Origin of the sequence: Methanococcoides vulcani, from assembly GCF_900111645.1 — an archaeon.
Lineage (GTDB): Archaea > Halobacteriota > Methanosarcinia > Methanosarcinales > Methanosarcinaceae > Methanococcoides > Methanococcoides vulcani.
Genome location: NZ_FOHQ01000001.1, coordinates 393,504 through 418,480 on the forward strand (window position 1 = coordinate 393,504; position 24,977 = coordinate 418,480).

The 24,977-nt window shown below is 44.5% G+C and carries 28 protein-coding genes and 1 pseudogene; 23 read left to right on the top strand and 6 right to left on the bottom strand.

Going from position 1 to position 24,977, the window contains the following annotated elements:
* The first annotated feature begins 37 nt into the window (after positions 1-37).
* From BMX02_RS02095 to BMX02_RS02145, 12 genes and pseudogenes are all read left to right on the top strand, one after another.
* On the top strand, positions 38-532 hold the full coding sequence (locus BMX02_RS02095) for a hydrogenase maturation protease (RefSeq protein ID WP_091688627.1): 495 nt from the start codon (positions 38-40) through the stop codon (positions 530-532).
* A gap of 59 nt (positions 533-591) precedes the next feature.
* Positions 592-2,868, top strand: coding sequence for a carbamoyltransferase HypF (gene hypF / locus BMX02_RS02100; protein WP_091688629.1), 2,277 nt, complete (start codon positions 592-594; stop codon positions 2,866-2,868).
* Positions 2,856-2,975 (top strand): annotated as a pseudogene (locus BMX02_RS12085) (IS5 family transposase); the annotation flags it as partial. The gene hypF and the pseudogene BMX02_RS12085, both read left to right, overlap by 13 nt.
* 455 nt (positions 2,976-3,430) lie before the next feature.
* Positions 3,431-3,886, top strand: a complete 456-nt coding sequence (gene ahbA / locus BMX02_RS02105) for a siroheme decarboxylase subunit alpha (RefSeq protein WP_091688631.1) — start codon at positions 3,431-3,433, stop codon at positions 3,884-3,886.
* The gene (ahbB, locus tag BMX02_RS02110) at positions 3,876-4,355 is read left to right on the top strand and encodes a siroheme decarboxylase subunit beta (protein ID WP_244625015.1); all 480 of its coding nucleotides are present in this window, start codon (positions 3,876-3,878) and stop codon (positions 4,353-4,355) included. The genes ahbA and ahbB overlap by 11 nt, the downstream gene beginning before the upstream one ends.
* The gene (locus BMX02_RS02115; protein ID WP_091688633.1) at positions 4,356-5,036 is read left to right on the top strand and encodes a precorrin-2 dehydrogenase/sirohydrochlorin ferrochelatase family protein; all 681 of its coding nucleotides are present in this window, start codon (positions 4,356-4,358) and stop codon (positions 5,034-5,036) included.
* A 92-nt stretch (positions 5,037-5,128) separates the two neighbouring features.
* On the top strand, positions 5,129-6,397 hold the full coding sequence (gene hemA / locus BMX02_RS02120; protein ID WP_091688635.1) for a glutamyl-tRNA reductase: 1,269 nt from the start codon (positions 5,129-5,131) through the stop codon (positions 6,395-6,397).
* Between the two features lie 11 nt (positions 6,398-6,408).
* Positions 6,409-7,383 carry a porphobilinogen synthase gene (gene hemB / locus BMX02_RS02125; RefSeq protein ID WP_091688637.1) on the top strand — a complete coding sequence of 325 codons (975 nt, stop codon included), beginning with the start codon at positions 6,409-6,411 and terminating at the stop codon, positions 7,381-7,383.
* A gap of 78 nt (positions 7,384-7,461) precedes the next feature.
* Positions 7,462-8,730, top strand: a complete 1,269-nt coding sequence (gene hemL / locus BMX02_RS02130; RefSeq protein WP_091688639.1) for a glutamate-1-semialdehyde 2,1-aminomutase — start codon at positions 7,462-7,464, stop codon at positions 8,728-8,730.
* A 20-nt stretch (positions 8,731-8,750) separates the two neighbouring features.
* Positions 8,751-9,680 (top strand): hydroxymethylbilane synthase, encoded by a 930-nt coding sequence (gene hemC, locus BMX02_RS02135; RefSeq protein WP_091688641.1) that lies wholly within the window; start codon positions 8,751-8,753, stop codon positions 9,678-9,680.
* Between the two features lie 22 nt (positions 9,681-9,702).
* Positions 9,703-10,605: a dihydroorotate dehydrogenase gene (locus tag BMX02_RS02140; RefSeq protein WP_091688643.1), complete on the top strand. Its 903-nt coding sequence runs from the start codon at positions 9,703-9,705 to the stop codon at positions 10,603-10,605.
* On the top strand, positions 10,605-11,384 hold the full coding sequence (locus tag BMX02_RS02145) for a dihydroorotate dehydrogenase electron transfer subunit (RefSeq protein ID WP_091688645.1): 780 nt from the start codon (positions 10,605-10,607) through the stop codon (positions 11,382-11,384). The genes BMX02_RS02140 and BMX02_RS02145 overlap by 1 nt, the downstream gene beginning before the upstream one ends.
* A gap of 21 nt (positions 11,385-11,405) precedes the next feature.
* Here the strand turns inward: BMX02_RS02145 and BMX02_RS02150 are convergent, their stop codons facing one another.
* Positions 11,406-11,768, bottom strand: a complete 363-nt coding sequence (locus BMX02_RS02150; RefSeq protein WP_091688647.1) for a hypothetical protein — start codon at positions 11,766-11,768, stop codon at positions 11,406-11,408.
* Between the two features lie 208 nt (positions 11,769-11,976).
* On the opposite strand from BMX02_RS02150, the gene BMX02_RS02155 reads away from it, so the two are divergent.
* From BMX02_RS02155 to BMX02_RS02180, 6 genes are all read left to right on the top strand, one after another.
* Positions 11,977-12,315, top strand: a complete 339-nt coding sequence (locus BMX02_RS02155) for a hypothetical protein (RefSeq protein WP_091688648.1) — start codon at positions 11,977-11,979, stop codon at positions 12,313-12,315.
* A gap of 76 nt (positions 12,316-12,391) precedes the next feature.
* A complete protein-coding gene (locus tag BMX02_RS02160) occupies positions 12,392-12,862 on the top strand; it encodes a GyrI-like domain-containing protein (RefSeq protein ID WP_091688650.1) in 471 nt (156 codons plus the stop codon).
* A gap of 78 nt (positions 12,863-12,940) precedes the next feature.
* Positions 12,941-14,161 carry a peptidase U32 family protein gene (locus BMX02_RS02165; protein ID WP_091688652.1) on the top strand — a complete coding sequence of 407 codons (1,221 nt, stop codon included), beginning with the start codon at positions 12,941-12,943 and terminating at the stop codon, positions 14,159-14,161.
* A gap of 76 nt (positions 14,162-14,237) precedes the next feature.
* Positions 14,238-14,657, top strand: a complete 420-nt coding sequence (locus tag BMX02_RS02170) for a nucleoside deaminase (protein WP_244625017.1) — start codon at positions 14,238-14,240, stop codon at positions 14,655-14,657.
* Positions 14,658-14,938: 281 nt separating this feature from the next.
* Positions 14,939-16,807, top strand: coding sequence for a DNA topoisomerase VI subunit B (locus BMX02_RS02175; RefSeq protein WP_091688656.1), 1,869 nt, complete (start codon positions 14,939-14,941; stop codon positions 16,805-16,807).
* Between the two features lies 1 nt (position 16,808).
* A complete protein-coding gene (locus BMX02_RS02180; protein ID WP_091688658.1) occupies positions 16,809-17,930 on the top strand; it encodes a DNA topoisomerase IV subunit A in 1,122 nt (373 codons plus the stop codon).
* A gap of 96 nt (positions 17,931-18,026) precedes the next feature.
* On the opposite strand, the gene BMX02_RS02185 is transcribed toward BMX02_RS02180, so the two are convergent.
* Positions 18,027-18,290 (bottom strand): hypothetical protein, encoded by a 264-nt coding sequence (locus tag BMX02_RS02185; protein WP_091688660.1) that lies wholly within the window; start codon positions 18,288-18,290, stop codon positions 18,027-18,029.
* A 114-nt stretch (positions 18,291-18,404) separates the two neighbouring features.
* On the opposite strand from BMX02_RS02185, the gene BMX02_RS02190 reads away from it, so the two are divergent.
* From BMX02_RS02190 to BMX02_RS02205, 4 genes are read left to right on the top strand one after another with little or no spacing between them, the layout of a single operon-like run.
* Positions 18,405-19,415, top strand: coding sequence for a bifunctional N(6)-L-threonylcarbamoyladenine synthase/serine/threonine protein kinase (locus BMX02_RS02190; protein ID WP_091688662.1), 1,011 nt, complete (start codon positions 18,405-18,407; stop codon positions 19,413-19,415).
* Positions 19,415-19,987, top strand: coding sequence for a Kae1-associated kinase Bud32 (locus BMX02_RS02195; protein WP_091688664.1), 573 nt, complete (start codon positions 19,415-19,417; stop codon positions 19,985-19,987). Before BMX02_RS02190 ends, BMX02_RS02195 begins: the two co-directional genes overlap by 1 nt.
* The gene (locus tag BMX02_RS02200; protein ID WP_091688666.1) at positions 19,980-20,525 is read left to right on the top strand and encodes an XTP/dITP diphosphatase; all 546 of its coding nucleotides are present in this window, start codon (positions 19,980-19,982) and stop codon (positions 20,523-20,525) included. The genes BMX02_RS02195 and BMX02_RS02200 overlap by 8 nt, the downstream gene beginning before the upstream one ends.
* A 37-nt stretch (positions 20,526-20,562) precedes the next feature.
* Positions 20,563-21,153 (top strand): hypothetical protein, encoded by a 591-nt coding sequence (locus BMX02_RS02205; protein WP_244625018.1) that lies wholly within the window; start codon positions 20,563-20,565, stop codon positions 21,151-21,153.
* 201 nt (positions 21,154-21,354) lie between these two features.
* Here the strand turns inward: BMX02_RS02205 and BMX02_RS02210 are convergent, their stop codons facing one another.
* Positions 21,355-21,993 carry a histidinol phosphate phosphatase domain-containing protein gene (locus tag BMX02_RS02210; protein WP_091688668.1) on the bottom strand — a complete coding sequence of 213 codons (639 nt, stop codon included), beginning with the start codon at positions 21,991-21,993 and terminating at the stop codon, positions 21,355-21,357.
* A gap of 189 nt (positions 21,994-22,182) precedes the next feature.
* On the opposite strand from BMX02_RS02210, the gene BMX02_RS02215 reads away from it, so the two are divergent.
* Positions 22,183-22,482, top strand: coding sequence for a DUF211 domain-containing protein (locus tag BMX02_RS02215; protein WP_167879274.1), 300 nt, complete (start codon positions 22,183-22,185; stop codon positions 22,480-22,482).
* Between the two features lie 51 nt (positions 22,483-22,533).
* Here BMX02_RS02215 and BMX02_RS02220 read toward each other — a convergent pair whose 3' ends face one another.
* Genes BMX02_RS02220 through BMX02_RS11555 form a run of 3 tightly spaced genes read right to left on the bottom strand, consistent with a single transcriptional unit; the run spans position 22,534 to position 24,945 of the window.
* Complete coding sequence (locus BMX02_RS02220) at positions 22,534-23,313, bottom strand: 23S rRNA (uridine(2552)-2'-O)-methyltransferase (RefSeq protein WP_091688670.1); 780 nt, start codon at positions 23,311-23,313, stop codon at positions 22,534-22,536.
* A gap of 31 nt (positions 23,314-23,344) precedes the next feature.
* Complete coding sequence (locus BMX02_RS02225; protein ID WP_091688671.1) at positions 23,345-23,920, bottom strand: DUF7109 family protein; 576 nt, start codon at positions 23,918-23,920, stop codon at positions 23,345-23,347.
* An 11-nt stretch (positions 23,921-23,931) separates the two neighbouring features.
* Positions 23,932-24,945: a Vms1/Ankzf1 family peptidyl-tRNA hydrolase gene (locus tag BMX02_RS11555; protein WP_135643979.1), complete on the bottom strand. Its 1,014-nt coding sequence runs from the start codon at positions 24,943-24,945 to the stop codon at positions 23,932-23,934.
* Positions 24,946-24,977: the final 32 nt, after the last annotated feature.

Below are 24,977 nucleotides of genomic sequence, written 5' to 3' on the forward strand. Positions count from 1 at the left end.
ATTCATCAAATAATCCGAATATTTGCCGGGGACCTAAATGCCTGAATTAAATCCATCTGTTCGCATAATCGGATGTGGAAATACTTTAATGGGGGACGATGCTGTTGGCGTAAGGATTGTCGAGGCTCTCAAAAAAATGGAACTTGAACCTTTGGAGGGTATTGATATTCTGGATGCTGGTGTATGTGGACTGGATATCCTGAACCTGCTGGAAGGTGTTGATAAGGTCATTATTGTTGATTCAATAATTGGTAATACGAAAAAAGGTTCAATTCTTCGTTTTGAGGGTGAGGATCTTTTGAATAAAGACTATGAACATGGTGGAATATTTTCCGCTCATGATATATGTATATCTGATGTCTTGGTCATTGGAAAACATGTACAGGACCTTCCTGAGATCCTCGTTTTTGGGATAGAGATTGGTGGCATAAAGGAAGAGCTATCAATGGATCTTAGTCTGGAGACTCTTGCTGCAGTGGATAGGGTAATTCCGTATATTATTGAGGAAATAGTCGGAACATCTCAAGACTAAAACACTGAACGTGTTTCTACGAGGCCCATTTATATTATTTTGAACCAGGTACATTAAATATGCAAATTCAATGCAGAATGATCAATGTTAGCGGGGTAGTACAGGGTGTTGGCTTTCGCCCATTCATATATCATATTGCGATAGAGAATGGACTCTGCGGTTACGTGAAAAATGCAGGGAATGACGTAGAAATAGTCACAGAAGGGGAAAAAGAAGATATCGACCGATTTCTCCACGACCTTTATTTTAAAAAGCCACCGCTATCACTTATCGATCAAATCAAAACAAACGTTTTTCGTGTATCAGGCTTTTCCGATTTCTCGATACTTACCAGTGAACAGGATGAAACTGCCAACTCCATTATCCCACCTGACAGTGCAATCTGTTCCGATTGCCTTCGGGACATGTACGATAGCAAAGACAGGCACTATCATTACCCTTTTACATCCTGTACGAACTGTGGTCCGAGATATTCTCTGGTAAGCTCTCTTCCTTTTGATCGGGAAAATACTAGTATGCTTGAATTCCCGATGTGCTCGGAATGCAGCCTTGACTACAAAATGTCTTCTGATAAAAGATTTCATGCACAGACCATGTGTTGTCCAAATTGTGGCCCTGTCCTTTCACTTACCAATGGAAACTGTGATGTTCTTGCATCCGGACATGATGCCATTATCAAATGTGCTGAACTCATAGATGGGGAATCAATTGTTGCAGTCAAAGGATATAGTGGATTCCATCTTGTATGTAATGCTACTTCAGACAGAGCGACCCTAAAACTCAGGAATGCCCTTAACCGTCCTGCACAGCCTTTTGCAGTGATGGCAAAAGATGTTGAAACGGTATGTTCTTTTGCCAGTATCAATGCAGATGAAAGTTCCCTATTGCTCAGCAGGCAGCGTCCAATAGTTGTTCTGGACAAGAGTGATGAGTTTCCTCTATCTGAGCAGATAACTCCGGATCTTCATAATATAGGGGTAATGATACCATATTCAGGTACACACCACCTTCTTTTTGACAATAGTGATGCAGATGTTTACGTAATGACATCTGCAAATCTTCCAGGTCTGCCAATGGTGATTGATAATGAGGAAGCATTGTCACATCTTGATAAGATAGCAGATTATTATCTACTCCATAACTATGCGATCAAGAATAGGATCGATGACACGGTAATCAGAATCGTTAATGGAAGAATGGCTTTTATAAGGCGCTCACGCGGGTTTGTGCCTGAGAGGATAGAACTTCCATTTTCAATAGAGCCGGCGATTGGTGTGGGTCCTGAACTAAATACTACTGTAACGATTGCAAAAAAGAACAGTGCATATATTTCACAATATATTGGGAACACACGGCACTTTGAAACAGATCAGTATCACAAGCAGGTTGTTTTGAATTTAGAACAATTGACAAAAATTACGCCCAGGTTATGGGGTTGTGACTTGCATCCAGAATTTAATACCACCCGTTTCGCACAGGATATAGGTGGAGAGGGCACGGTTTTCGTGCAACATCATCATGCACACATCGTATCGCTTATGGTGGACAACTTTTTGCCAGTTGATTCGAGGATAATCGGAATTGCTCTTGACGGATCAGGTTACGGGGAAAATGGAACCATATGGGGAGGGGAGGTCCTGGAAGCTACATATTCTGGTTATGAAAGAACTGCCCATCTTATGGAACAACCTATGCCTGGTGGGGATATGGCTGCAACTTATCCGTCACGTATGCTTCTGGGAATGCTACATGATGCTCTTGAGCCGAAAGAATTGAGAGAACTACCTCTTTATTTTAAGTATGGTGAATCAGAACGTGACATTGTATTGGATCAACTGGAAAAAGGTATAAACCTGGTTAAAACAAGTAGTGCCGCGCGTGTACTTGATAGTGCAGCAGCACTTCTTTGGATCTCACATTATCGCAGTTACCAGGGTGAGCCCGCAATGAAGTTGGAATCTGTTGCAAAAAAGAGTATTCATAATATAGATTTACCTGTTGTATGTAAACGAGGCGTGCTTGACACCACTAGTTTACTATATGAACTTTATGAAAGGATTGATACACATGCAGTTTGTGATCTGGCATACTCTATAGAAGATGCACTTGCACGTGGGGTTGCAGAACTTGCCATTTCATCTGCCAAAAAACGGAATATTGATGTTATAGGACTTAGTGGGGGAGTTGCATACAATGAACATATAACAGGACGCATCAGTGAAGCTGTTAAAGATGCAGGATTTGAATTTATTACACATAAGAAAATTCCCTGTGGCGATGGCGGGGTATCTTTGGGACAAGTGATGGTTGCAGGGGATTCTGAAGGAATTTCTTGAAAACATCAATAGCATTAGATACTGAAAAACAGGTAATTCTTGCATTTAAAATCACTCAAAGTCCTGTGCATGACATCAAACATGCTGAAACATTACTAAAACAATGTATTGGATAAAGAAGACTGATTATTATTTCATAGAGAATTCCGATAAACCTATTCAACCGAAGCAATATATTATAAATTTTGCTTCTGTTGTAGGGGTTTATCGGAATTCTCATTAATAAAAAAATGATTGCCAGATTTGAGAATGAATCTGATTTTATATCCATTTGCAACAGTCAATTACCAAATATTGATTGATGGGGCATTTTTACCATCGAAGATAAAGTCCTATGGAATTATTTTTTAATTTTAATGCTTACGCGAAAGGAAACAAATATAAACACATACATCAAGAGGATGGATGCAAAGATTATTGATATTATATAATTGTGAAAAACGTTTACTGTGTAAACAAAGTTTGGGTATTAGCCCAACCATATCACACAATAATCTAATGATCGCATGAAGTCTGCATAGCATGCAGGAGCCTGCTAAAAAAACATTTGGTGTTCATTTACATGATACAACTTGATGATATTGATAAGAATATCCTTAATCTGATCCAGCTGGATTTTCCACTTGATGTTCATCCATTTGAAAAAATGAGCTTTCAACTGGGCATCTCTGAAGAGGAACTGCTGGAGCGCATGGACCGTTTGAAAGAAGAAGGTGCAGTGCGCCGAATTGGTCCTGTTATCAACACAAAAAGGGTAGGTGGGATCAGTACTCTTGTCGCATTGAAAGCTCCTGGATCAAAGATAGATGAGATTGCAGAGCTTATCAATCAACATCAGGAAGTTTCCCATAATTATTTGCGCCAGGCAGATTATAATATATGGTTCACAGTGTCTGCTGCTAACAAGGAACGTCTGGAGCAGATCATAAATGACCTTCAGGAAGAGACCGGCTGCCCGTTGATCGATCTGCCTACAAAACGACTTTTTAAGATCGGGGTGAAATTCGATGTCAAATGATAATGTCGTCATGGATGAAGCTGATACCCGTCTTCTCAAGCTTACTCAGGATGGTATACCATTTGTCCATTCGCCATTTGCTATGATCTCAGAAGAACTTGGGATGACCGAGGAGGAGGTTGTTCATCGGATAGAACAACTTCAGAAAAATGGCTTTATTCGCAGATTTGGTGCATCCATCGGTCATCGTGCAATTGGGATTACTGCAAATGCAATGTGTACCTGGAATGTTCCTGACGAGCGTGTTGAAGAAGTAGGTGCCGTTATGGCAGGCTTTACAGAGGTGACCCATTGTTATGAAAGGCCACGTTATCCTGATTGGCCTTATAACCTTTTCACCATGGTACATTCCTATACAAGGAAGGATTGTGAATACGTTGCCCAGGAGATATCCAGGGCCACCGGAATTACTGATTATAAGTTGTTGTACAGTGTTCGCGAGTTCAAAAAGACAGGTGTGAGGTTGTGAATGGCAGAGCAGACCGATAGTCACAGGTATCTGCCACTTTTCATTGATCTGAGTGACAGGAAAGTGGTGATCTTTGGTGGAGGCTCGGTTGGTCTTCGCAAAGCATCGCTATTTTCGGACTATGCACATACAATTGTTGTAAGTGCGGACTTTGTTCCTGGGCTTAAGGACCTTTCGTCCTCAGCTTCTGTGGAGCTGGTTTCCATGGACCTTTTGTCCGTATCAGATGAAAAGCTTGAAGAGCTTGTCATGGATGCGTTCCTTGTCATTCCCGCAACCAATATTGTTGAATTGAACGATCGAATAAAGGAATTTGCCCGAAGGTCAGGTGCATTGGTCAATCGTGTTGATATGGCGGATGGTGTGGTAATTCCTTCTGTAATAAAGAGGGGTGGTCTGACCATTGGAATATCCACACTTGGCTCAAGTCCGGCAGTATCCAAATACACTCGCAAGAAAATAGAAACTTTTATCACTCCTCAGTATGGGGATATGATCAAACTGCAGGATGAGATGCGAAATCTGCTAAAGGGCAAAGTTGCAGAGCAAAAGACAAGAAAGGCTATTCTCTGGGAGATCCTTGAAGATAGGTCCGTATGGGAAGCTCTTGAAGTTTCATATGAAAAAGGGTATAAAATAGCATATGATATATTTCAGGAGCACATAAGCAAGAAAGGTTGATGTTATATGGGACATTACATTAAATTTAAGTCCGATGTTCGTGTTCATGAAGGTATGCTACATCTAATGCACGTTCATTGTGGAGGTTCACTTTGACAGAGATATCCAGTATGGTCATTACGCATGCCAAGGCTACTGTTGAGGAAATGGAGGATTCCTGGCATGGGGACCTTGATCTTGTTCTGAATCAGCTATACTCAAATGAACTTGTTTATGAGTGCGCGGTCCTCAAGACATGCAACCGTGTGGAAATATATGTTGTTTCCTCAAAGGGTAGCAGTGTTCTGTTCCATTTTGCAAAGGAGATGGGCGTGTCGGCAAAGATCGTGGAGTTCTATGACCACGATGAATCTTTAAGACATCTGCTCAGACTTGCTTCTGGTCTTGAGTCCATGATAATTGGAGAAGCTCAGATCCTGGGTCAGATAAAGGACCTGTTCCTGGTAGCAAAAGAAGCCGGTACTGTAGGAAAGATCCTGGATACTGCTTTCAGCAAGGCTATCCAGGTTGGCAAGAGAGTACGCACTGAGACCTTCATCAACAGGGGGGCGGTTTCCATTGCTTCTGCAGCTGTTGATCTTGCTGATGATATCCTGCATGGTCTGAATGACAAGAATATCCTTGTCATTGGTACCGGAGAAATGGGAACTCTGGTCACAAGGGCTCTTGCACACAGGGATATGAATGTGATCTATATTGCAAATCGTACCTACGAGAAAGCGAAAGATCTTGCAGTAGAGCTTGGTGGCGAAGCTGTCATGTTCGACCAGCTTGAGAAATATGTTTCCGCAGCTGATGTGGTAATAAGTGCTACTTCTGCTCCTCATTATGTTCTGAAGAAGGATATTGTGGAAAAGGTAATGGATGGTCGTACGAACGAACTTCTGCTTATTGATATTGCAAGTCCGAGGGATATTGATCCTTCAGTAGAAGAGATTCCGCATGTAATTCTTCGCAATATTGACGGTCTGCGTGTTATCAATGAGAAGAACCTTCAGATGAGGATGGTAGAGGCCAAGAAGGCAGAGGTCATAGTTGGACAGGAGCTCGAACTTCTTCAGGCCCAGTATAAGCGTCAGAAAGCAGATGTTATTATTTCAGAGCTTTATAGCAATTCCTATACTTTGAGAGGAACCGAGATGGAGCACGCCATTAACAGGTTGAGTGCCTATCATACGATGGGTGACTTTGAGCGCAAGGTGCTTGTGGACCTTACGCGTGCTATTACTAACAAGATCCTGGCAGAGCCGACCAAAAAATTACGTAATGCCGCTGAATATGATGATGAGGATTTTTTAGATTCTGTATCCCGTTTATTTGATATTAGTCCGATCAAGAAGAGCAATGATGCTACAAAATAAGAGTTGATACTATGTTCCCACAGGTTAGAATGCGAAGGTTAAGAAGTGGTAAGATACGTGATCTGGTTCGGGAGACCGAACTTAGCGCGAACGACTTGATATATCCTATGTTCGTGGATGAGGCCACTGATTCTATTGTGGATATATCATCTATGCCCGGTGTCCAGCGCTTGCCTCTGGATAAGGTTGTTGATGATGCAAAGGATGCAGCAGATCTTGGAATTCCTGCAGTGGTCCTTTTCGGCATCCCGGAACACAAGGATGAGACTGGTACCTCCTCTTATGGCGATGAGGACATCGTCCAGCAGGCTGTCCGTGCTATCAAGGAAGACCTTGGTGAGGATATGGTGGTCATCACTGATGTTTGCATGTGTGAATACACAAGTCATGGTCATTGCGGTATTGTGGATTTTGAGACCGAGGATGTTCTCAATGACCCGACCCTTGACATACTGGGCAAGATCGCTGTAAGTCATGCAAAGGCAGGTGCTGATATTGTGGCACCTTCAGGTATGATGGATGGTATGATCGGTGCTATCCGTACAGCACTGGATGAGGACAACTTCAAGAACACTCCTATAATGTCCTATGCAGCCAAATATTCTTCAGCATTCTATGGTCCTTTCAGGGATGCAGCAGATTCCGGATTCCAGTTCGGTGATCGCTCAACATACCAGATGGACCCTGCAAATTCCGATGAGGCGATCCGCGAAGTTGAACTTGACATACTGGAAGGTGCTGATATTGTGATGGTCAAGCCTGCACTGCCTTATCTTGATATTATCTATCGTATCAAGCACGAGTTCAAGATGCCCACTGCTGCATACAATGTCAGTGGTGAATACTCAATGCTCAAGGCCGCAGCAGAAAAAGGCTGGCTGGACGAGAAGAAAGTGATGTACGAATCATTAATGTCCATCAAGCGTGCAGGTGCTGACATGATACTGACGTATTTTGCAAAGGACCTTGCAAGGATGTTGAAGTAAGGCAAGAGAACAGGATCACTATAATTCAGTTATTCAGCTTAATATTAATCTACAGATCAAATATCAAATGGTGTTACTATGGTTACTTTAGACAAATCCAAGGATATATTCGACAAGGCAAAAACGCTTCTTCCAGGCGGCGTGAGCAGTCCGGTACGTGCTATCAAGCCTTACCCCTTCTACACAGAGTCAGCTAATGGCTCCCATATCACTGATGTTGATGGTAATGAGTACATAGATTACTGTCTTGCATATGGTCCCAAGATTCTGGGACATGCAAATCCGATAATCAGGCAGGCAATCATTGACCAGCTCGATAAAGGCTGGCTATATGGAACCCCAACTCAGCTTGAGGTGACCCTTGCAGAGAAGATCGCTTCTCTCTATCCAAGCATCGACATGCTGAGATTTATCTCGACCGGTACGGAAGCAACCATGAGTGCTCTAAGGGCTGCCCGTGGATTTACAGGCAAGGACAAGTTCATCAAGATCGAGGGCGGTTTCCATGGCGCACACGATGCTGTGCTTGTAAAAGCAGGCTCAGGAGCTACCACACATGGTGAGCCTGATTCCCTTGGGATCCCTGAGGACTTTACAAAGAACACTCTCCAGGTCCCTTACAATGATATCGAGGCAATGACTGAGGTTATCGAGTCTAACCAGGATGATATGGCTGCGGTTATTATGGAACCGGTACTGGGTAACATAGGCCCGATACTTCCTGAAGGTAATTACCTTAAGGAGGTCCGAAAGGTCACAGAAGAGAATGATGTTGTTCTTATCTTTGACGAGGTTATCACCGGTTTCAGGCTTGCTATGGGTGGCGCACAGGAGTACTTTGGTGTCACACCTGATATGACGACCCTTGGAAAGATCGTGGGTGGCGGACTTCCGATCGGTGTTTTCGGTGGTAAGCGCGAGATAATTGACATGATCTCTCCATCAGGTTCAGTTTATCAGGCAGGTACTTTCAGTGGAAGTCCTGCATCAGTTGCAGCTGGTATTGCAGCCCTTGATGTACTGGAGAAGGAAAATGTCCATGAAAAGCTTGCAGCAACCGGTGATATGATGCGCTCCAACCTTTCTGACATCATTGCTGATAAGGGACTTGATTATAATGTTGGTGGTATTGCTTCAATGTTCAAGGTATTCTTCGGTGACATGCCTCTTAACTATCAGGACGTTCTCAAATGTGATAAGGAAGGTTACTTGCAGTTCTTCCACAAAATGCTGGACAGCGGTGTGTTCTTGCCACCATCCCAGTTCGAGACGAACTTCCTTTCAATGGCACACACAGAAACGGATATTGAGAAGACCCTCGATGCATATGCAGCTAACCTGAAATGATACTAGAGGAGCAATACAAGATGATACTAGGAACCCGTGGAAGTGCTCTTGCCCTTGCCCAGGCAGACCTTGTGACCAAAATGCTTGAAGAACGCGGCTGTGATCTGACAAGAGAGATCATTAAGACATCAGGGGATGTTTTCACAGATCGCCCGCTCCATGAGGTTGCCGGTGTGGGTGCTTTTGTCCGTGAACTTGATGACAGGATGATCGAGGGTGAAGTGGACATCGCAGTCCACTCAATGAAAGACCTTCCAACAATAAGACCTCCTGAGCTTGCTATTGCAGCAGTTCTGAAGCGCGATTCTCCTTATGATGTGCTCCTTACCATGGATGGTTCGACACTGGATGACCTTCCGGATGGTGCAGTGATCGGCACGAGCTCGATGCGCAGGCGTGCACAGCTTCTACGTTTTCGTCCGGACCTCAATATACAGGACCTGCGAGGCAATATCAATACTCGTATAAAGAAACTTGAAGATGGATTGTATGACGGAATATTGCTTGCCGAGGCAGGCTTGCAGCGCATGGGATGGGAAATGGATGTTTATCGCCTTCCTCCTGAGGCGTTCTGTCCTTCTGCAAATCAGGGAACTATCGTTGTTGTCACAAGGACCGGGGGAGAAGCTGAAAAAGCATGTTCTGTTCTGAACCACGAGATATCAAGGATCGAAACTGAAGTTGAACGTATAATGATAACGGATGTGGAAGGTGGTTGTGTTGTCCCGATCGGTTCGTTCGCACGTGTGAGCGAAGACGGGGATGAGATCCATGTGCTTGTTGAAGTGCTGTCCCTTGATGGTACAAATGAAGTACGTATCGACGAGATGATACCTATGAAGAACTACCGTGAACATGCTGCAAGCATTGGAAGATTGCTGGTGGAAATGGGCGGTAAGGAACTCGTCAGTGATGCTGTGTGTCAGCTGTCTGGCTGTGGCGATGAGTGATCCGGATCGGAAGTGAAATGTTATGGTAAAGATCACAGGCATTGAATTCAGGAATCCCACAATACTTGCATCAGGTATCATGGGGACAACAGGTGCCTCTCTTGTACGTATGGCTAATTCCGGCGCAGGCGCGGTCGTGACCAAATCGATCGGACCGGAGCCGAAGACAGGACACCCAAATCCCAGTATGGTCAAGCTGGACTGTGGCTTTTTGAATGCCATGGGTCTGCCAAATCCTTCCTATGCAGATTTCGATAATGAGATTAAGATCGCAAAAGAAGGCGCTGACGTTCCTGTGATCGCAAGCATCTTCGGTGGCAATGCCGAGGAATTCGTCAGAGTTGCGGAAGGTCTGACAGAGGCCAAACCTGATGCATTTGAACTTAATGTCAGCTGTCCCCATGCGGAAGGTTACGGTGCTACTATCGGGACCGATTCCTGCATGGTGGAAGCGATCACTGCTGCTGTATGTGATGCAGTGGATGCGCCGGTCTGGGTAAAGCTGACCCCCAATGTCACTGATATAAGGTCCATAGGCAAGGCCGCCGAGAATGGCGGTGCTGATGCAGTTGTCGCTATTAATACCCTGCGTGGAATGGCAATTGACATCAATTCCGGTTATCCTATACTTGGCAACAGGTTCGGTGGACTTTCCGGCCCAGCGGTCAGGCCCGTTGCTATCAAATGTGTCTATGACCTTTATGAAACACTGGAAATTCCTGTCATAGGTGTCGGTGGAGTATCTTCATGGGAAGATGCAGTGGAAATGATAATGGCAGGTGCAAGTGCTGTTCAGATCGGTTCTGCTGTCCATGAAGGTATAGAGGTCTTTGGAAACATTGCAACAGGTATAGAGCAATTCCTGCAGGACAACGGATATGCTGGTGTCGAAGATATTACAGGCCTTGCCCATGAGGTGATATGATGCGTCCGATAAATGCAAAAATAATACAGATCATAGAAGAAACTCCTTCTATCAGGACATTTAGGTTCGATACATCTCTTAATGATGCCCAGCCGGGCCAGTTCGTAATGGTATGGCTACGTGGAGTGGATGAAGTTCCTATGGGATGCTCTTTCAAGAATGGTATTACTGTACAGAAAGTAGGTGATGCCACATCCCGCCTTTTTGAGCTTAAGGAAGGCGATTCCGTCGGACTTCGTGGTCCTTTTGGAAAAGGCTTCACATTACCTGCAAAGGATGAGAACATATTGATAATTGCTGGCGGTGTGGGTGTCGCCCCTCTGGGTCCGCTTGCTGACAGTGCTGCTTCTGTCGGTGCAAAGGTAACAACGATACTCGGTGCAAGGACTGCATCAGAGCTTGTTTTCGAACAAAGGTTCTCTGAGGCCGGAGATATACACCTGACAACAGATGACGGTTCTGCCGGTACATGCGGTTTTGTTACAACTGTGCTGGCAGATATGGATGTGTCTGCTTATGATCGCATATGTGTCTGCGGCCCTGAGATCATGATGTTCAATGTCCTTAAGATGCTACAGAAAAAAGGTGCGCATGATCGTGCAGAGTTCAGTCTCCACAGGTATTTCAAATGCGCAATTGGTGTGTGTGGTGCCTGCTGTATGGACCATGAAGGTCTAAGGGTATGCAAGGACGGTCCTGTGCTGAACGGTTCCCTTCTATTGGATTCCGAGTTTGGGAACTACAAAAGGAGTTCCAGCAGTCAGAGGGTTAAGGTCTGACCACAAACCCTTTGACCATTTTTAATGTGCTACGATCTTCTCTTCAAGATGTTCCATTGCTTTTGAAAGCAATTCGTTGAAAAGTACCAGAAGATTTCCTTCAAAGACCATCAGGTCGATGTTATACTGTTCTCCTCTGGAAGCGTAAAGTGTGGTCAGTTCCAGGTCCTTTTCAGCTTCTGACCTGATCGATTCAAAAGGATGATCCCAGTCTGCGGATCTCTTGTAGGCGATAATATTTTCCAGTGTATTCTCATCAAGATAGGTTCCCACCCACTGGAAAAGTTGTGTTCTGTACCTTTCAGTAATTTCGACATTCTGCAGGTAAGTTACTGCATGGGTCTTTGCACTGTCACTGATTTCGATATCCTCAATACTGGTCATGTTCCCCACCATTCCGAACATATCCGGATATACATATCTTGAAATTTGAAATTCTGGGTTGCAGTATTTCAATATTTATATATTACTCTGATCGGAGATAAATCCTTTCTTTATGGAAATATATTGGACACCTCCTCCATATATTTATTCTGTTGCGATTTTGTCTTTTCGTACATTACTTATATAGAGATAGACATTAGGGCAGAACATGAACGAGATCGTGAATAAAGATTTATTGAGGGAATTAGTGATCTTTGCCATTGCATTATTGCTTGCAGTAATGTTCTGGGAGAACAACATTCTTCTTACATCATTGCTGGTTCTTCTTTATCTTACAAGGCAGTACCAGTGGTCTGCAAAAGGTGACAATATCATCTATATTTCAGGTATCCTTCTTGGCTGTACTGCCGAATTTATCGGAACCTATCTTGGTGTCTGGACCTACTCAGCACCTTTATTTTTGAACATTCCTCTCTGGCTTCCCTTTGCATGGGGTCTGGTATCTGTGATTATTATCAGGGTATCGCTTCCATTTATTGAATCCTGATCCCGTAAAAAGTTGAATCAATTCAATTTGGATGCCTATAAATAAGTTCAGCACAATTATTTTGTGGGGTATTAAAATGTCTGACATAGGTATCGTTGAAGTAGAGCCACAGCTGGTTATTGGTATGAGGAAGACCGGAAAGTATGAACAGATCGCAGTGATGCTTCCTGAACTTTTCCAGTATACATTTGATAAGGGAATTGAGATCACAGGTGGTCCGATATTCGTCTGCCATGAAGCAGGTGAAGAGGAGGCCATGAAAGCTGATCGTGAAGGGACTGCTGACATAGAGGTTGCGATTCCGATAGCGAACAGGGTGGAAGATACTGAAATTGTGAAGTGCTATGAACTTCCCGGTGGGAAGATGGTAAAGACCATCCACAAAGGTCCTTATGAGGAGTGTGGTCCAACGTACCAGGAACTTTTCGCCTGGATAGCTGAAAAAGGATTGAATATTACAGGACCCACAAGGGAAGTCTACCTGAACGATCCGGCAGAGGTTCCACCTGAGGAGATCCTTACCGAGATATATGCACCGGTGGACTGATCCACCTTCTTTTTTCGTTCTATGGGTTTAATTTTCTTTACGATAACTGATTTAAATCATCACTTACGATGCTAACCCATGGACCAGCCTGATAAATCCGTCAAGATCCCTGAACTTATGATGGGTGTAAAGAACCGTGCAGCCCTTTCTGCATGTAAGGATCATGCAGATGGTGTTTATTTTTCTATTGACAGGTTCAGCCTGAGGGCAAGGGCCTGTGATATTACTCTTGATGACCTGAACTCATTTGTTACTGATGTTAAAGAGCAGGGCATGAATGCTTACCTTGCACTGAACACTGTGATCTATCCTGATGATCTTCCTGAACTTGAGGATGTGATCGAAGCAGTGGCATCATCTGATGTGGATGCTGTCATTGCCTGGGATCCTGCGGTGATCACAAAAGCTGTGGATGCGGGTTTGCGGGTTCATATTTCCACACAGGCGAACGTGTCCAACTGGCAGGCGGCCAATTTCTATGCATCTCTTGGGGCTTCCCGTGTGGTGCTTGCAAGGGAACTCAGTCTTGAGCAGATTAAGACCATCCGACAGAATACCGATACGGAACTGGAGGTTTTCATACATGGTGCCATGTGTCAGGCAATATCGGGCAGATGCTACCTTTCAGCCTACATACTTGGCAAGTCCGGCAATTGCGGAGAATGCTCCCAGCCATGTCGCTGGGGCTGGAAACTGGTAGGTGAGGATGGAAGTGAAGTTGATGTTGAAGGTAAGTACCTGCTGAGTGCAAGGGATCTCTGCATGATAGAACATATTCCTGAACTCATCGATGCAGGTGTGGATGCTTTCAAGGTTGAAGGGCGTTTAAGGGATACGAGATATACTTCAACAGTTTCCCGATGTTATCGTGAAGCACTTGATGCATACAGGGATGGAACGTATGGTCGCGAGAAAGCCGCTGGCTGGAAAGAAGAGATGGCATCGGTGTTTAACCGGGGCTTTTCTACGGGCTTCTATTTTGGTGTTCCAGGTCCCGATGGCATGTATGTCGAGCAGGATATGAATGTCTCCGTTGTTAAAAGACAGGCTGTAGGTGTAGTGACCAACTACTACAGGAAACAGGGTGCTGCAGAAATAAGACTTATGGAGTCTGGTCTTGAGGTGGGTGATGATATTATCATTGAAGGCAAGAATACCTATCTTGAACAGAAGGTCACAGAGTTAAGGAATGATGATGGTCCTGCCCGGAGAGCTGAACCTGGGGATGAGGTAGGTCTTGCTGTCGAGGACAAGGTACGCGAGAATGACAGGGTTTACAGGTTGGAAGTCCCGGATTAAATCCAATTGATACATTATTTCTAATATTAACGTATTTTTGTTTGAAGTATCTGGATGTGAAGCTATGGATAAATTTATGCAAGTAGCAATAGATGAGGCAAGATCAGGACTTAAGGATGGCGGAATTCCGATTGGTTCAGTTCTTGTCAGGGATGATAGTATCATTGGTCAGGGTCATAATTTACGTGTTCAGCAGGGTGATCCAATGGCACACGCTGAAATTTCATGCCTCAGGGATGCAGGAAGGATCGGACACTACCGGGATTCAATTCTTTATTCCACTTTGATGCCATGCTATCTTTGTGCTGGCGCTGTCGTTCAATTTGGAATAAAAAAGGTCATTGTTGGCGAATCCAGAACCTTCCCGGGTGCAAGGGCGTTCATGGAATCCCATGGGGTTGAAGTGGTCGACCTTGATGCCGATGAATGTGTATCCATGATGGAAGATTTCATTACTAAGAATCCGAAACTCTGGAACGAAGATATTGGTGTGTGATCCTGGCATGACATGGTCTGATATGATATGACATGATCTGATCTGATCTGACATTATGGTCTAATGTAGTGATCGGTACAGTCTTCATCGATCTAACCTTTTTGTGGAAATATTTTGAAGAAATCGTTTTGTAGTACTCACACCGAAAGTTGTGATGGCTGCAAACTAATAAATATCTTGTATTCCTTTTTTTACTGATTACAGCAGTAGGTCCTGAAATTTCTCAGGACATGTACAGTCGTTATTCCGATCAGTTTTTACCAGAGCAGGATGAATATTTTATGGCAGCCCCAATTGCAGAAGAACTTGCAAAAAAGCAACAAGCGATAAGTGTTGCGGAATTTTTTGAAAAGAACAGGCAGATCCTTGGTTTTGATTCAGCTCCTCGCAGTTTGATCACAACCGTAAAAGAAGCAGTGGATAACTCCCTTGATGCATGTGAAGAAGCGGAGATCCTCCCGGATATCCTGCTTCATATTGAACGTGTGGGAAAAGATAATGTTTCTGTGATAGTGGAGGACAATGGTCCGGGTATCGTTAAAGACCAGATCCCGAAGGTATTCGCAAAACTGCTTTATGGTTCACGATTCCATGCACTGAAGCAGAGCCGTGGACAGCAGGGTATCGGAATATCTGCTTCTGTTCTTTATGCCCAGCTGACAGCAGGTCATCCTACCAAGATCATCTCCAAGATAGGTAGTGGTTCCCCTGCTCACTATTATGAGCTCATGATCAATACCAGTACCAATGATCCTGAGATCCTTCGTGATGAGGTCATTGACTGGGACCGTCCTCATGGTACACGTGTGGAACTGGAAATGGAAGCATCCTATGTCAAAGGACGCAGGCAGTCCATCTATGAATACCTGAAGGCTACTGCCATTGTTAACCCTCATGCCAGGCTCACATTGATAGAGCCGGACGGTAATGAAGTGGTCTTTGAAAGGGCAACAGACAAACTTCCTGTGCCTGCAAAGGAGATCCTGCCACATCCCCATGGTATCGAACTTGGTACACTTATGAAGATGCTTCGCTATACGGAGCGTCAGAAGCTTGCACCATTTTTGCGATATTCTTTTTCCAAGATCGGTTTGCTCACTGCTGAGGAGATCTGCAAAGCAGCCGGACTTGATCCCGAGCTTCCTCCTTCGGAAATATCAAGGGATATGTCTAAGAAACTGCTGGATGCATTCAAGAAAGTAAAGATAATGTCTCCTCCTACCGATTGCCTGTCTCCTATCGGTGAAGGCCTGATTTACAAAGGTCTTGAGAAAGAATTCAGTGTTGACTTTATCGCAACCACCACCCGATCAGCTTCCGTGTTCTCAGGAAATCCTTTCGTTGTGGAAGTGGGTATTGCATATGGCGGTGATCTCCAGAAGGATGATCGTATCGATATAATGAGGTTTGCTAACCGTGTTCCCCTTCTCTACCAGCAGGGTGGTTGCGTAACAACCCATGCAGTGGAGGGTATCAAGTGGAAACAGTATGGACTGAACCAGCCCGGAGGCGGGATGCCTACCGGCCCTGTGGTACTTCTTATTCATGTTGCATCCACCAATGTTCCTTTCACTTCCGAGTCCAAGGATGCTATTGCGGAGATCCCTGAGATAAGGGATGAGGTGGAGCTTGCTATCAAGGAAGTGTCAAGGAAGTTGAACCGTTACCTGAACCGCCAGGGTACATTGGAGAAGAGGCGGGAGAAAGAGGTCATAATTACCAAAGTGCTTCCAAAGATGGCACAAAAACTTGCTGATACCCTTGAGCGCGAAGTTCCTGACATCAATCCTGTGGTTGCAAAGGTCATGGGTAATCTCCTTGTGATGCGAAAGGTTGTGCAGAATGGTGATGGAGGGGCGAATGTTTCCGTAACGGTTAAGAACTATGGTAATAAGCTTGCTGAATTCAAGTTGCACGACATGCTTCCCTACGAGATCAAGGATGTTGTGCCCGAACCTAAGATCATCTCAATGGGAAGTGATTTTGATTATGTGTGGGCCATGAAACTTTCTCCTGAAGCTTCCAAAGCAGTGACCTACGATCTTGAAACCATTACCGAAGCTGAGATCGCAAGGCTTCCACAATTGATCGTTGAGGGTCTTGAGGAAGAACTGGTTACAGGTGCAAAAGCTATCAAAGGGGTGATCTGAAATGGCAGATGATGTAGCTTCCAAATATTCACAACAGAAAAAACAGCATGATCTGCTGGCAAAGAACCGCTTGCTCGGGCTGACCGAGAATTTGTATGACCAGTTCGTGGACGAGATCGTCCCGAACGTCAGTATTTCAAGTCGTACCAAGAACAACATCGAGTATAGTGAGAAAAGTGATGTATGGGTCTATGGTGATCGTGAGACCCAGAGGACCGCCAAGACCGTCAAGGGTGCTTTCCAGCTTCTCAAGACCGTGCATTCGATCGATTTCCTGGTAAAGAACCATCTGGCACAGGACCGTGGTTCGACCTTGAGGGAGTTATATTACATCTCAGAGAACTGGGACATTGCCAAGTTCCGTGAACAGGCTGAGAGTAACAGGCTGATCGAAGACCTTGAGATCATAACAGCACTCCAGAGGGAATATTTCCACATGCGTCCTGAGGAGGATGGTGCTACCATGTTCGGTCCTATCAGGATACGGGAAGAAACAAAGCGTGGTGCACGTGTCATACATTGCCAGGAAGATATTGGCGAAAGTGGTTACCAGATACCATTCAATGTTGAGAATATAGAATTCCTTGATCACGATGCCAAGTTCATTATTGCGATCGAGACTGGTGGTATGTACGCGAGGCTTATTGAGAATGGCTTTGATGAGAAGTACAATGCCATCCTTGTACACCTTAAAGGACAGCCTGCAAGGTCAACACGCCGTCTTATCAAGAGGATGAACGAAGAGCTGGGCATCCCTGTAGTGGTCTTTACTGATGGCGATCCGTGGTCCTACAGGATATTTGCATCGGTCGCTTACGGTGCTATCAAAAGTGCTCACCTTTCAGAATTCATGGCAACACCTGCAGCCAAGTTCATTGGTGTACAGCCATCCGATATCGTGGAATATGAACTTTCCACGGACAAGCTTACCGATAAGGATATTGATGCATTGAGAAGTGAGCTGACAGATCCGAGGTTTGCAAACGACTACTGGAAAGAACAGATAAGCCTGCAACTTAGCATTAAGAAAAAGGCTGAACAACAAGCTTTTGCAGGAAAAGGACTTGATTTTGTGACGGATACTTATCTTCCGAACAGGTTGAGTGAGATGGATATAATTTGATCCATCCTTCACTTTTTATCCCTTTTTTAATTAGTTTTTTGATGAAATAATCATGATAGGTTTGCTTCAGATCGTCTCACTTCAGATTGTCTGAATTTAGAGTGTTTTACCTTTCAGGATCTTTTCCACAACAGCTTTTTTGTGAAGGTTACCACTGATCCTTGCTTTGTCGATCCACATATCTGCTGGTGACTGTAATCCGGCTGTCTTATGCGGCATGAACTCAATTCCATCAAGGGCAGGAAGTTCATCACTTAGTGATGGTGGTATGTGTGTTCCAAGATGTGGCTGACCGATGTTTTTCAACAGTTCCTCGGTAGTGATCTCTGGTTTACTGGTTGTTTTGCTCTTCTCTTCCATGATGGTGGATTGGTTTGCTAACTACTAAAACGTTTCTCAACTGGTAAGTTATATGTAAGGAAGCAAGGTTAATACACACAAAAAACGACATTACTTTTCAAGGAGACTTATTTATTGACCACAGTTCTTGGTATAGAAGGCACTGCATGGAACCTGAGTGCAGCTATTGTTAACGAAGATGATGTTATCGCAGAGGTCACGGAAACATATCGTCCGGCGACCGGGGGAATTCATCCCAGGGAAGCTGCCCAGCATCATGCGATGTATGCATCTGCTGTTATCGAAAGGCTCCTGAAGGAATTCAGGGGAAAAGGTCATCATCCACAGGATATTGATGCAATTGCATTCTCACAGGGCCCGGGCCTTGGTGCATGTCTCAGAACGGTTGCCACATCTGCAAGGGCACTTGCAATGTCACTTGATGTTCCTCTGGTAGGGGTGAATCATTGCATTGCTCACATTGAGATCGGAAGGTGGAAAACACCTGCAAATGACCCGGTCGTACTATATGTAAGCGGGGGCAATTCCCAGGTCCTTGCACACAGGGCTGGAAAATACCGGATATTCGGTGAGACCCTTGATATTGGCATCGGGAATGCACTGGATAAGTTTGCAAGGGGTGCGGGCTTAAGCCATCCCGGAGGACCAAAGATCGAGGAATATGCAAAGGAAGCTACAGGCTATGTCAGGCTACCTTATGTCGTCAAAGGTATGGATTTCTCCTTTTCCGGACTTTCAACAGCTGCTAAAGATGCGTTAAAGTCCTCGTCCCTTGAGGATGTCTGTTATTCTTTCCAGGAGAATGCCTTTGCAATGCTTGTGGAAGTCACAGAACGTGCACTTGCACATACCGGCAAGAACGAGGTGCTCCTTGCAGGTGGGGTGGGTGCGAATATGAGACTCAGGGAGATGCTGGATGTGATGTGTGATGACCGTGGTGCCCAATTTTATGTTCCGGAAAAGAGATTTATGGGTGACAACGGGGCAATGATCGCATATACTGGGCTCCTTATGTTCAAGTCCGGAACCACCACTCCAATCGAAAATTCACATGTTGATCCAAGCTTCAGACCGGATACTGTGGATGTAACCTGGATCGCGGATAAGCATCAGGAGGTGCTTTGATGTACCTGAGAAGTGGTGCTGAGGCAAATGTAAGCCTTAAAGGTGGCTTCGTGGTCAAGGAACGCATACCTAAACGGTACAGGGTTCAGGAACTGGATGAACGGATCCGTAAGGAAAGGACGCGAGCAGAAGCACGCCTGATGTCAGAAGCAAGGCGATGTGGTGTTGCGACCCCTATAATACATGATATCTATGATTTTACCATTGAGATGGAATTTATTGATGGCAAACCATTGAAGTATATGGTGGATGCTGACCGGTGTGAACTTGTGGGTGAGGTTATCGGAAGACTTCACAGCGGGGGGATCATTCATGGCGACCTTACCACTTCCAATATGATCGTAAAGGATGATCGTATCTACCTGATAGATTTTGGTCTGGCATTCGTTGACAGTTCAGTGGAATCCAGAGGCGTGGATGTCCATGTGCTGTTCCAGACATTTGAAAGTACACATACAAATTATGAAGATCTGATAGAAGCATTCTGTCGCGGTTACAGAAGGAAACTTGACAAAGCAGATGATGTTCTGCTTCGGATAAAAGAGATCGAGAAGAGGGGTCGCTATGCGTAAAATGGTATTCGTTACTGGAAATAAGGGAAAGTTTGGAGAAGCAAAGGAAATACTGGCTGCAAAGGAGATTGAGCTGATACAGAACACTGATGGCTATCCCGAACTTCAGGAGGATGACCTTGAACCTATTGCTGCATACGGTGCAAAATGGGCTGCTGAAAAGCTGAAACATCCTGTCATGGTGGATGATTCCGGTCTGTTCATCAATACACTGAATGGTTTTCCAGGTCCATATTCCGCATTTGTGGAGGACAATCTTGGAAACCAGAAGGTCCTTAAACTAATGGAAGGCGAGAAGGACAGAAGTGCCGTTTTCAAATCGGTGATCGGCTATTGTGAACCTGGGGGAGAATCTTCTGTATTCACGGGTACTGTGGAAGGCAAGATTGCTTTTGAGGAGCGCGGCACCGGTGGGTTTGGTTATGATCCGATATTTGAGTACGAGGGTAAGACATTCGGTGAACTTGGAACTGAGGTCAAGAACACTATCTCCCACAGGCGCAGGGCGCTTGATAAGTTCTTCGAGTGGCTGGATTGATCCTTCTCGATGTGTTTGTTTTATTAGGTGAGTAATTGTGGACTACCTTCAACGTTTTCTCGCAGATACGCGTGGTGTGGATACCATCCCACTGAAAATGGTGGTCTATCTTACAATTACTGCTCTTGTGGTCGTGCTTGCAGCCGTTTCATGGAACAACATTTCTCCTGTAATGGATGATGCGGATGTTGACAGGCAGCTGGAAGATGCTGCCTTGAAGATCTCCTCCATTCAGCACGGTTATGCAAGAGATATTACTTCAAAGGGCACGGATGGTTCGATGTGCACTGTGGAATTTTCCCTGCCGGAACATGTGAATTATGTTGCTTTCGGAGTTGATCCTGACCCTGATTCAGATGGGGATCTTACGAATTTAGAATGGTCTGTAGAAGAGAATACAATTATTTGCAGCTATTCCAGTGGAGTAAAAACACGCATTCTTATCGGTGGTGATCCGGTGGAGTTCAGGAAAGGTATTCAGGATGAAGATGGCAAATGGATATTCCATGAAGATTTCTATCCTGATGGCAGCCTGAGCGAGGGTGTAGTGATAGAAGGTCCGATAAACGGAGATTTCACCTTCGAACTCGTTTTTGATGAAGGGAAATATACTCTCAGCCATTTTTAATTTCAGCAGCTTTCCAAAAGAAATGGCAATTTCTGCTTTGTAAAAATGTACTATTCGCAGAATGCCAATTTTGATAAAGACCCGCTATTATCTTAAGCTGGTTCCACTTGAAAAAAGGTAGAATTAAATGAATTATTGTCGGAATATAAGCCGACACGAATGTATGTTGTTCTTACAGCCGGCAATTCGATCGTCCCGGCATTATTCGATGAAGCGGACAGAGTTCTCAAGGACTTTCTTTGCCTGGTCTTCGGTCAGTCCGGCTCCCATGGCTACTTTCAAAGCTGTCTCTTTTGTGATGAGATTTTCGGGACTGTGGGCGTCGGTATTGACGACCATGGTGGCACCGACCTCAGTACCGATCCTGGCAACGTGTCCGTTAGTTCTGTTGTGTCCGTTCCTTGCGGTGATCTCAATGCAGATATCGTTATCCACTGCCATCTGTGCTTCCTCGATGGTGAGGAATCCCGGGTGTGCAAGGATGTCGACATCTTCACAGACAACAGATGCGGCATTGGTTCCAGGTGCAACGGGTTCTACCGGTGATTCTCCGTGAACTACTACGATCTCTGCTCCCAGCTCCTTTGCCATCTTTGCAAGAGGTGCGATCTTTGCAGGGGGGACGTGTGTGAGCTCAACTCCCGGCAGTATCCTGATGTCCATGACCTCCTCCATGTATTCTGCTTTCTTTACGCATGAGAGTACATGTTCTATGTTAGTATAATCAACGTGGTCCGTTATTCCTATAGCCCGGTATCCGAAGGTGACCGCCCGACGGACGAGTTCGCTTGGGATGAGTTCTCCGTCACTGAAAACGGTGTGTGTGTGTAGGTCTATCATTTGCTCACCTGCAAAATTCTATATAATGAATGGTCTCTTAAATGTCATTCCAATATAAATCGTTTATGTACGAACAGTATTATAATCAATATTTATATAAAGTTTGCTGACAAAATCTAAGATATGATCATCATATTATGTTGTCTGTATTTCTATAATTCTCCGTAAATATCGGAAACTTTGGGAAGGATGAACAAATTGACAGGAATAAGAAGATTGGTTCTGGATGTGTTGAAACCTCACCATCCCTCTACCATTGAACTGGCAGAAAATTTGAGTGTTATTGATGGTGTTACTGGTGTGAACATCGGTTTGTATGAAGTTGACCAAAAAACAGAGAACATCAAGATCACTATTGAAGGTGATCAGATCGACTATAATGTGATAAGGCAATCCATCGAAAATCTTGGTGCAGTTGTGCACAGCATAGATGAAGTGGCTGCAGGCAATCGGCTTGTAGAAGAAGTGGAAACCCTTCAGGATCGCTGAAGGGATGATTTTTTTGTTATTAATTCAACGAATTTAACCTTTTTATTGGAGTCATTGCTCTTCATAACGTTCAATGACCTTTGCAAAAGCAAAGTTCGGTTTGACATCTGTGATCTGGATCTTCACAGAGTCTCCTTTTTCTGCCTCTTTAACAAAAACCACGAAGTCCTCAATATAGGCAATGCCATCTCCAGAGGCTCCCATTTCCTTGACCACTACATCGAACTCATCGTTCTTGTGCAAAGGTGCGGTGAGGAACTTCTTACCGATCACATATATCTCTGCGCTTTCAGACCTTGATGCCTGTGGTGAGTATGCCTTGGTAAATGTGAAACTGTCGCGAACCTTGTCAATGAAGTCTTTGAACATATCTCCCTGAAATACCTTCACAACAAAGTGTCCATTGGGTTTGAGTATCTTCTTTGCGCATTCCAGTGCAGATGTCGTAAGGTCTATGGACCGTGCATGGTCAAGGCTCCAGTTACCTGAAAGGTTTGGTGCGGCATCACAGATGACAACATCGGCTCCATCTTCACCGACCATGTCTATGATCTTCCTGATAGTCACATCGGATGTAATATCTCCTTTTATGGTGTCCACGCCTTCGATCTCTTTGATGCGTCGAAGGTCGACTCCGACGACCTTTCCTTCTGAGAGCTTCTTTGCAACCTCAAGCCATCCGCCAGGTGCAGCTCCAAGATCTACAATGGTGTCCCCTTCCTTTATGACTTTATATTTCTCGTTGATCTGGAAAAGCTTATAGGCTGCCCTCGAACGATATCCTTCTTCTTTTGCACGCCAGTAATAGGTATCTTTTCTATGCCTTGCCATATCTATCTTCACCTCTCATCGCATACAAACATCAAATATCTTGTGCTGTTCCCAGGGCATCGATCTGTTTGCTAATATCCAGTATCTCAGTCTCCATCTCTGTGATCTCACCTTCAAGCCACGAATCATAGTCATAGTAGAGATTTAACAGGTCGCTGTATCTGTGTTCAAGCACAGGGACATCAATACTATCGTCTTCTCCTTTAGCAAATGTCTCTATGTTATGCCTGAGCTTTGTGATCCTTGCCTTCAATCTTCTGGAGAATCTCTGTGTCAGTTTGTGTGGATCTATCTCACGTCTGTCCAGTTTCAGGATGTCAATGACCTCGCTCAGATCGAATGGGAAGTCCGGGAATGCATGTGGCCCTACAATATAATAGTGAACATCTTCACTGTCCTTAGCATCAACTTCGCTAAGCTCTTCCGAGGATATCGTCTCAAGCAGGTGCTCGGAGACTGCTTTTTCCAGCAACTTCGTGATCTCCTCCTCATCAGGTATGTCCTCCTCCCTTGTGTAGGCAAGTTCCTGGACGAGTTTTACAAGTTCTTCATGTGTGACAGCCCTAAGTGCGTCTACCATGCCTTCGATCTCTTCCGGTTCTACCATATTTGCTCCTGTTATAGTTTATATCGGCGGCAGCTGAAGATACTTCTTATTATGCTGTCAATATCATGTTTTTCGATCTTTGCATCAATGTTCCTTTCCATGATGGGTATGTCAGTATCGATATTTTCAAGGATGTAATGTGCCAGCACAGTGTCCCCGCATATTATCATCATGTCAATATCAACTGTAGCATGCTCAAGCATGTTCTTCAGTGCGTTCCTGACCTTTTCCACATGATGGTCAATATCTTCATCCCTGAGTCTTTCAAAGCGCCTCTGGCTGAAGCCACCCTTTGTATGTTTAGCTTTTACACTGCTCCGGATGATCATATCTTCCTCAAATTCGGTCTTATCGGAAGATATGCCGATAAGTGATTCTCCGGCGTGGGCCGCGAGGATACATACGTTTATGTCCTTCATGAGAGTGTTCTTTAGCGTCCCGGTTCCAAACGAACTGGACATCTCTACAGAACTTCTTTCAAATGGAAGTGCAGGAACTACTACCTCTTTGACCATCTGCATCCTGTCATAGAATAGTGCATATCCGGTGTCGCTTTTGATCTTCTGTATCAGGTACTGGCTATTCTGGTCTATCTCCCTCATACCATCTTTTAAGATTCCGACATTCAAATTCATCTCTTTTTCAGTAATGTATGCACTTATCAGTGAATCGCGGTCAGATCTTATGGATGCCAGCTGGTCAATATAGGATGTTATCTGTGACGGTGTGACCTCTTCAATAAGGGCAAATGAGATCTCTTCTGAGACTTCCGTTCTCTTCTCTTCAAGCTGGTGTGTGAGTGTTTCGATCTTTACGTTAGCAGCTTTGAGTTTTTCCTCGGCTTCCTGTTTTGCAGCAAGGGCACGTTTGGCAGTGGTCTCGTTCTTCTCAAATCTCTTCCTGTCGATCTCCAGCTCAAGGAGATGTGACTGGAGCTTGTCGATCTCATCCTCCAGTTTTTCCTTTCCTGAATACTTGTTGAACAATGTGTTCAGGTTTCCTGTGACTTTCTTTTTTCCAGCCATTCATCACAAGTTAAGTGTTTCAGGAATAAAAA